Origin of the sequence: Acinetobacter tianfuensis, from assembly GCF_003611465.1 — a bacterium.
GTDB lineage: Bacteria > Pseudomonadota > Gammaproteobacteria > Pseudomonadales > Moraxellaceae > Acinetobacter > Acinetobacter tianfuensis.
Map to the genome: position 1 here is coordinate 112,524 of NZ_RAXV01000003.1, position 7,118 is coordinate 119,641.

The following is a 7,118-nucleotide window of genomic DNA, read 5'->3' on the forward strand; positions in this document are numbered from 1 at the left end:
CTCAATTTATGCTGTTTTTTAGCTTTACAAGACCATAACCTAAAATCTATTATGAACAAAATGATTTTATTCAATACATATTTATGCATAAAATTCATAACAGTCATTTTATTGATATGAGCTTTTTCCACCGGATTGATATCAATTTATATCCGCTGTTTATTGCGATTTATGAACAGCACAGTATTTCTAAAGCCGCTCAGATTATGAGTATTACGCAGTCGGCAGCGAGTCATGCATTACAGCGCTTGCGGCAGCATTTAAAAGATGAGCTATTTGTCCGTACTGGCAGTCAAATGCTTCCAACGCCTTTCGCAGAACAAATCTATCCTGCAATTAAAGAAGCTTTATTTGCTATTCAGCGTATATCGCTGCAAACACAAAGTTTTGAGCCCAATATGGTTAAAACTTTGAAAATTGCAGTGCATGATGAAATTGAACCAATTATATTTCCACAGTTAGTTAAACATTTTGTAAACACTGCGTATGACATCCAGTTTGTCAGTATTAAGCTCGACCGTAAAAATATGGTGGCTGACTTAGCTACGCAGCAGATCGATTTTGTAATCGATCTGGAACAGCATGTCAGTGAGAAAATTCATTTTCAAAAATTAGTACAAGATGAATTTGTGCTTTGTACACAGCAAAGCAGCATAAATCAAAAGAGCTATTTTTCTGCCCCGCATATTGGCGTGTCTTCACGCCGTACGGGTGTATTGGTTGAAGATGTACATTTTAATAAACTTCAGCTCAATCGAAAAATTATCATGCGCTGTCAGCACTATTCCACTGCATTGCAGATATTGGCGCTTAACTCCCAAGCTATTTTAACCATTCCTAAAAACATTCTTTCTCATTTGCAGATACCTGAAAAACTAAATATTTTTGATGTTCCTGCTGATCTGCCTAAAATTGATTTGGGGATGTATTGGCATAGAGATTTGGAAGAAAATGCGCGGCATGTTTTTTTGCGCAGCGAATTAATTAAAATTTTTTCTTAGGCTATTTGGTATATTAGAATTTTGCTTAGGCTATTTTATTTATCCTAAAATATCTGCCCATATGCGCCTGTACAAACCCATTGATTATTACTGCAGCAAGATATTAAAAAAAATAGTTTAGGTGCCGTTAGCAGCTTATTTGAGCAATGCATATGGCCTATTTACTTTACAATATTCGACCTTAACAACTCCAAATTTTGCTGAATTTCATTGATGCTATATCAATGAAATTCAGCTGTTTTTTCTTTATGCTTTCAAATCTATCGAATGGACAGCTCATCGCTTTAGGCATGATTCTGTGCATATTTCTGCTCTATGCGGGTTATAAACTTTATACCTTTTTACTTGAGCTATTTAGGCCATTTAAAAAAGGAAAGTCTTACTGGTGCCGTGTCATTGCAGTCAGTGATGGCGATACCCTCACCTGTACACGACTGAATATTCGACGCTCACAAACAAAGCTGCGTTTTGCCTATATAGATGCACCTGAGACCAAACAAAGCTTTGGCAAAGAGTCTCAGCAAATGGTTAAAAAAATGGTCTACCGTAAACTGGTGCGCGTAGAAATAACAGATATAGACCGTTATGGACGCTGTGTCGGATTTATCCGCCGCTATGGCAAAAATATTAATCAGGAATTGGTTAAACGCGGCGGCGCTTGGGTGTATGAAGAATATATCCGTAACCCAAATCAGAAACAGCAGTGGCTAGCACTGCAGCAGCAAGCTAAAAAACAGAAAAAAGGCCTATGGAAAAATCCGAATGCCATGCGGCCAAGCCGCTATCGAAAACAAAGCAAGTAAAAAGACGCTAAATACGTCTATCCTTTTGCGCGATGAAATAAAACAATTTTGGATTGTGTTATTTCATTGCGCTTGCTTCAGCTGCATATTCATAACGTAACCACTATTACCCATGTTACTTTATATCGCTATTAAGCATTTACCGATGCTTTCGATATTGAGGCCGTATATTTTTTACACTTGAATATAAAAGTAGATCGGAGTAAAGTTGATATCAATTTGGTTACCCTAGTTAACTATAATGAATAAAAAACTCGGCTTCCGTGCTTCATTAATGCGCTGTTCCCGCTTATTTAGCGATGAAATCAATACCATTTTACTGCCATACCAGCTGAATTATTCACTTTGGCAAGTTATGTTTGTTCTTCAGTACAAAAAAGGCTGTACCTCAATAGAAATAGCCGAATATCTAAATGTTTCTAAACCCTCCGTTGCCAAACGCACTGCAGTTCTGTCTCAACTGAATGTTGTCACTCAAGTTGAAACCGAAGACAAGCGCCAAAAAAAACTGGTGCTCAGTTCAGCTGGAGAAAAATTGTATCAGCAATGTTCGGCTGAAATTGCCCAATTGGAACAACAGCTGACAAAGCATTTAAATTCACAAGACCTATTAAAAAGTACTGTTTTACTTCATCTCATTAGCGATGCTTTGGAAAATATACATCAGGTAAGCCGCGATGAATGAGCATACTCCTTTATGGACAAAAAACTTTATTTTAGTCAGCACCATTAATCTTCAGCTGGTACTGATTTTCTATCTTTTGGTCGTGGTTATTGTTGGCTATGCTGTCGCTGAATTAAGTGCAACAACAGCTCAAGCAGGTTTAATCTCTGGCTTATTCATTGCAGGAACCCTCTTTGGCCGTTTATTGGTTGGACAGTTTTTAGAGCGCTTTGGCCGCAAAGCTACAATGGTTGCAGGCTTAACGGGCTTTTTAATTTTTTCAGGTCTGTATTTTATAAAATTTGATGTAAGCATGCTGCTGGCTGTCCGCTTTACACATGGCTTTATGATGGGTATAGCCTCTTCAGTATTGGGCACAATCATCGCGCAAATTTTACCAGCCGCGCGGCGCGGCGAAGGCATTGGCTACTACAGCATGAGCAGCACACTCGGCACAGCTATTGGCCCCTTCTTAGCGATTTGGATGATGCTCCATATGGGCTACAATGCAATTTTCACTTTATCTGCAATCATTGCGGTCAGCTGTTTAGCAATATCTTTACTGATTACTGTACCAAACATGCCGCAGACAATAAAAACGATTGAAGAAAGTAATGCAGTGCTTCAACAGAAACAAAGTTTTCTGTCTCGCTTTATTGAGCTCAAAGCCCTGCCAATCTCAATGATTATGCTGTATACCTCCATCTGTTATTCGGGCGTACTGTCATTTATCAATTTCTATGCAAAAGAAATTAATCTTGTACAGGCTGCATCGTTTTTCTTCCTTATGTATGCCATTGCCATCCTGATTTCCCGCCCAATTACTGGCCCGCTGATGGACCGTAAAGGCGCAAATATTATTATGTATCCTGCTTTTATGATTATGGGGACCGCTCTTGTACTGCTTAGTATGGCAAATAGCGCATGGATGCTGCTGCTTTGCGCCGCGCTATTAGGTTTTGGCTACGGCAATATTCAGTCGGTATGTCAAACATTAGCTGTCAAGAGTACCAGCCTTGAACGTATGGGTTTTGCAACGTCTACATTCTTTATTTTCTTAGATGCAGGCTTAGGTTTCGGACCGTATTTTATAGGTAAACTACTCGATTATATCGGTTACTCAGAACTGTACCTATATAGCGCTTATGCAGCATTTTCCTGCATTGCGCTATATTACGTCCTGCATGACAGGCACTCAGCAGTAACAACAGCCTAATACGTTATTTTACTGCTCTGGAATAGCCACCCTATTCATTAATTATTTTCTTACTCAGCAAGTATAACTATGAGACACCGCCTTTAAACATTATGCAAAAATAGTTTCATTTACCGCTAACAACCAGCCAAATGAAACTTTAACTCTTAAATTTAAAGATAAAAAATCCTCCTGTATTAGGAGGATTTTTTATAATATTTCATCGCTGGAAGAACTCATTTAGAAAGCCGCTTGCAGTACCTTATCTGCAACTTTACCTTTCCAAAGTTCACGCAGCGTCGGCAAATAAAACTTTTCACCCAGCTCTACAAGTTCTGCATCAATCAAACCATGCACTTCATGCATAAAAATATAATCCAGATCTACAGTACTCAGCATAGGCTGAGTTTTAGAAATATCTTTACGCTTTTGCTGCGCTTTTTTTACTAAGCCATCTGCAAAGTTCCGATTTTTATATTGAGCAATTGCATTCAAACGCAGTTCAATGACTCCCCAGCCCGTTAGCAGTAATTTGAAAATTTCGAGATCATGACTGGTTGATTCCCAAGTCATTTCCTCTAGATTTTCATTTTCTGGCAATACAGGAAGCATAAGCTCCATAACACTTGGAAAAATTTTCTTAAAATTTAAGACAAATTTAACGGGATGCTCACCTGGATAATCCTTAAATTGAACCTTTTTTTGGAGATCCGTTAAATAAATATCAAACATTGAAAATTTTCCTAAATTAAATACTGTCTTTAAAAATCAAGCCTTAGCATTAAGGGATAATGCAAAAAATTAACAAAACAGCAATGCAAATGAATTAGTGCAATTATGACATTTTATTGGAATGATAGACATCCCCATTCAATAAGCTGCAATGCCTATTGTGCACATAAGCATCTAAGTGCAATAAAAAATTTCATTAACTGCTGCTTATACAGCCCTCTTTCTTTAGATACACCATAGTTTGAAAACTCATTAAAATCAAAAATATAAATTCATTTAAAAAATCCGCGCAATAATTGTACGCTGTTATATATCCATTGGTGAGATTTATTTTCTTAACGTCGACCGACTAAAATTGTTTCAATACTCTGAAAATAATAGGTTTAATAGAGTAAATAACTTATCATGGGCCACTGCATTAAATTTAGGTATAAAACGGTTTGAAACGAATCACAGCATTTTTAAAATTAGACCTGCAAAAGCTTATTTTAATTGTGAATATACTCTGTGTTTCATGTTTATTCATTATATCTATAAGCGTGGTCAACTTTGTCATCAAAGAACAATTGATGGAAAATGCTCTGTCTACCAACCAAAAATATGCATCTAAAGTTGCGGTCAGCACAGATCTATACATGAAAGACATGATGCAGGAAATGGCATACAGCGCCAATATACTTGGGGAAAACTTCAGTAATAACAACATCATACAAAGTGAATTACACCGGCTTAAATTCCAATCAAATAATTTCAATACCGTTAGCGTTTTAGACAATACTGCACATATCAAAGCTCTTGAGCCTATACAATTTAAATATAATGCCCATAAAGAATACCGTACTGCAGGCGTAACTGAATCGCTTAAAAGAAAACAAACCTATATATCACCACCTTATAAATCTATTTCTAATAATTTAATTGTGCTAATGAGTCAACCAATTTGGAGCACTGAAAAAAAATATTTAGGTATGCTTACAGGCTCTATTCATCTTCAGCAAAAAAACTTTATTAACAAAATACTCAGCGGAAGCTATTCATATAAAAAAAGTTATATGTATGTGATAGATCAAAACAGCCACATTATCTTTCATCCCGATACGAGCCGTATTGGTCAAGATATTCGTGAAAATACAGGTCTGCAATACATGAAACAGCACAAAAGCGGCTCTATTCATTTAGTGAATACTAAGGGTATAAAAAACTTAGCTGGATTCGAACATATTCCAAGTGTTAACTGGATTGTTGTATCTCAGCAGCCTACTGAAGAATTACTTCAACAAGCCAATCAAATTATTTATAAAACAGCAATCGGTATTTTTATCTTTTACCTGCTTATGTTTTTGGCTATTTGGAAAATTACACATTATATTTCTTCACCATTACATGGGCTTGCACAAATGGCAAGCGCATTAAATCAGCCAGATACGGATGATCAAATCAGAAAAGTAAATCCATGGTATTTTGAAGTCATGCGTTTCCGCACGGCACTATTATTTAGTTCAAAAAAATTTAAAGATAAAGTTTTTGAATTAAATCAGCATATTAATACCGATCCATTAACCAATCTATTTAACCGCCGCGGAATGCAGCTCTATTTAAAAGAGCTTAAAAAACTAAATACTGAATTTGCTGTTTTAATGATTGATGTCGACCATTTTAAACAAGTCAATGATCAATGGGGTCATGACCAAGGTGATCAAGTACTAATTACATTAGCAGCACTGATTAAATCAAATTTCCGAGAGCATGATATTTGCTGCCGGTTAGGCGGCGAAGAATTCGCTGTGCTTATGCTCAGTGCAGAGCATGACGATGTAAATAAAGCAGCCGAGCGTTTACGTGTGACCATGGAAACCACTCGTTTTAATCACATCGATGCAGTGACGATTTCTATTGGTATCGCCTACTACCCAAATGATGCTTTAGATATAAAAGAGGTTTTTAAAATCGCAGATAACCGTTTATATCAAGCAAAGAACCAAGGCCGTAATCAAATTTGCTAAATCAAGACATCCGAGCTACTGCTGCCTTGTGTATCTAAAATTATCGTCAGCACTTTTACTCAGGAAACTTATCTGACTGGTTTCCAGTCAATCGCCCCAATCATCATCGTTACATTAGCTGGCAAAGATGTTCTGCTGGGACAGCTTCTATATGTCTTAGATTAGAAGTGCAATACCATGTTCTTGGAATAATACCTGACTCGGACTTTTAAAGCCAAGTCTTTTTCTTGGCCGATGATTCAAACGTTGAGTGATTTCTGAGATATATTCATCCGTATAGGCATTTAAATGACTGCCTTTTTTAATATATTGCGCCTAATTAAGCCATTTGTATTTTCATTCGTACCTCGTTGCCAAGCACGATAAGGATCTGGGAAATACCAGTCTGCATACTCATGCAGGCTGCTCAATCTCAACAGGTCTGTCATGAACACTTTTACGATTACTCAGCTGACCACCGGTTTCAGGAGAGCCGCACTTTCTCTTTCTTTGATTTCTGAAACGCAGGTTATGAAAGAGTGTACCGCCTTTATTTTTTATCCTAACGTATAAAAGGGTAAATTGAATGCAAACTGACTGGAACATGAGAAACAACCTCTTCAGGACTCTATTGGAAATCAAAATAAGAGATGACATGTGCCCACACTTCACAAAGGATTCTTTACAGATGATGATTGAATGATCTAAGAGTGGCTTATATTTTTTACTGATTCCGTTTTC

General features: G+C 37.0%; 6 protein-coding genes and 2 pseudogenes. 6 read left to right on the plus strand and 2 right to left on the minus strand.

Translation table 11 applies throughout. The features are described 5' to 3' along the window. The first annotated feature begins 83 nt into the window (after positions 1–83). The 4 genes from D7V32_RS02985 (at position 84) to D7V32_RS03000 (ending at position 3,684) form a co-directional block, all read left to right on the plus strand. Positions 84–1,001 (plus strand): LysR family transcriptional regulator, encoded by a 918-nt coding sequence (locus D7V32_RS02985; protein WP_120401434.1) that lies wholly within the window; start codon positions 84–86, stop codon positions 999–1,001. Between the two features lie 248 nt (positions 1,002–1,249). After that, positions 1,250–1,804, plus strand: a complete 555-nt coding sequence (locus tag D7V32_RS02990) for a thermonuclease family protein (protein WP_120401443.1) — start codon at positions 1,250–1,252, stop codon at positions 1,802–1,804. A gap of 241 nt (positions 1,805–2,045) precedes the next feature. Then, positions 2,046–2,489: a MarR family winged helix-turn-helix transcriptional regulator gene (locus D7V32_RS02995; RefSeq protein WP_228200161.1), complete on the plus strand. Its 444-nt coding sequence runs from the start codon at positions 2,046–2,048 to the stop codon at positions 2,487–2,489. Next, positions 2,482–3,684, plus strand: a complete 1,203-nt coding sequence (locus D7V32_RS03000) for an MFS transporter (RefSeq protein WP_120401435.1) — start codon at positions 2,482–2,484, stop codon at positions 3,682–3,684. Before D7V32_RS02995 ends, D7V32_RS03000 begins: the two co-directional genes overlap by 8 nt. Before the next feature lie 219 nt (positions 3,685–3,903). On the opposite strand, the gene D7V32_RS03005 is transcribed toward D7V32_RS03000, so the two are convergent. Continuing rightward, on the minus strand, positions 3,904–4,395 hold the full coding sequence (locus tag D7V32_RS03005) for a hypothetical protein (RefSeq protein WP_120401436.1): 492 nt from the start codon (positions 4,393–4,395) through the stop codon (positions 3,904–3,906). Positions 4,396–4,835: 440 nt separating this feature from the next. Here D7V32_RS03005 and D7V32_RS03010 point away from each other — a divergent pair, with 440 nt between their 5' ends. Both D7V32_RS03010 and D7V32_RS17820 read left to right on the plus strand, forming a co-directional pair. Next, positions 4,836–6,398, plus strand: a complete 1,563-nt coding sequence (locus D7V32_RS03010) for a sensor domain-containing diguanylate cyclase (protein WP_120401437.1) — start codon at positions 4,836–4,838, stop codon at positions 6,396–6,398. A 42-nt stretch (positions 6,399–6,440) separates the two neighbouring features. Next, positions 6,441–6,563, plus strand: a pseudogene (locus D7V32_RS17820) (roadblock/LC7 domain-containing protein); the annotation flags it as partial. Between the two features lie 228 nt (positions 6,564–6,791). Here the strand turns inward: D7V32_RS17820 and D7V32_RS17445 are convergent. Beyond that, positions 6,792–7,118 (minus strand): annotated as a pseudogene (locus tag D7V32_RS17445) (hypothetical protein); the annotation flags it as partial.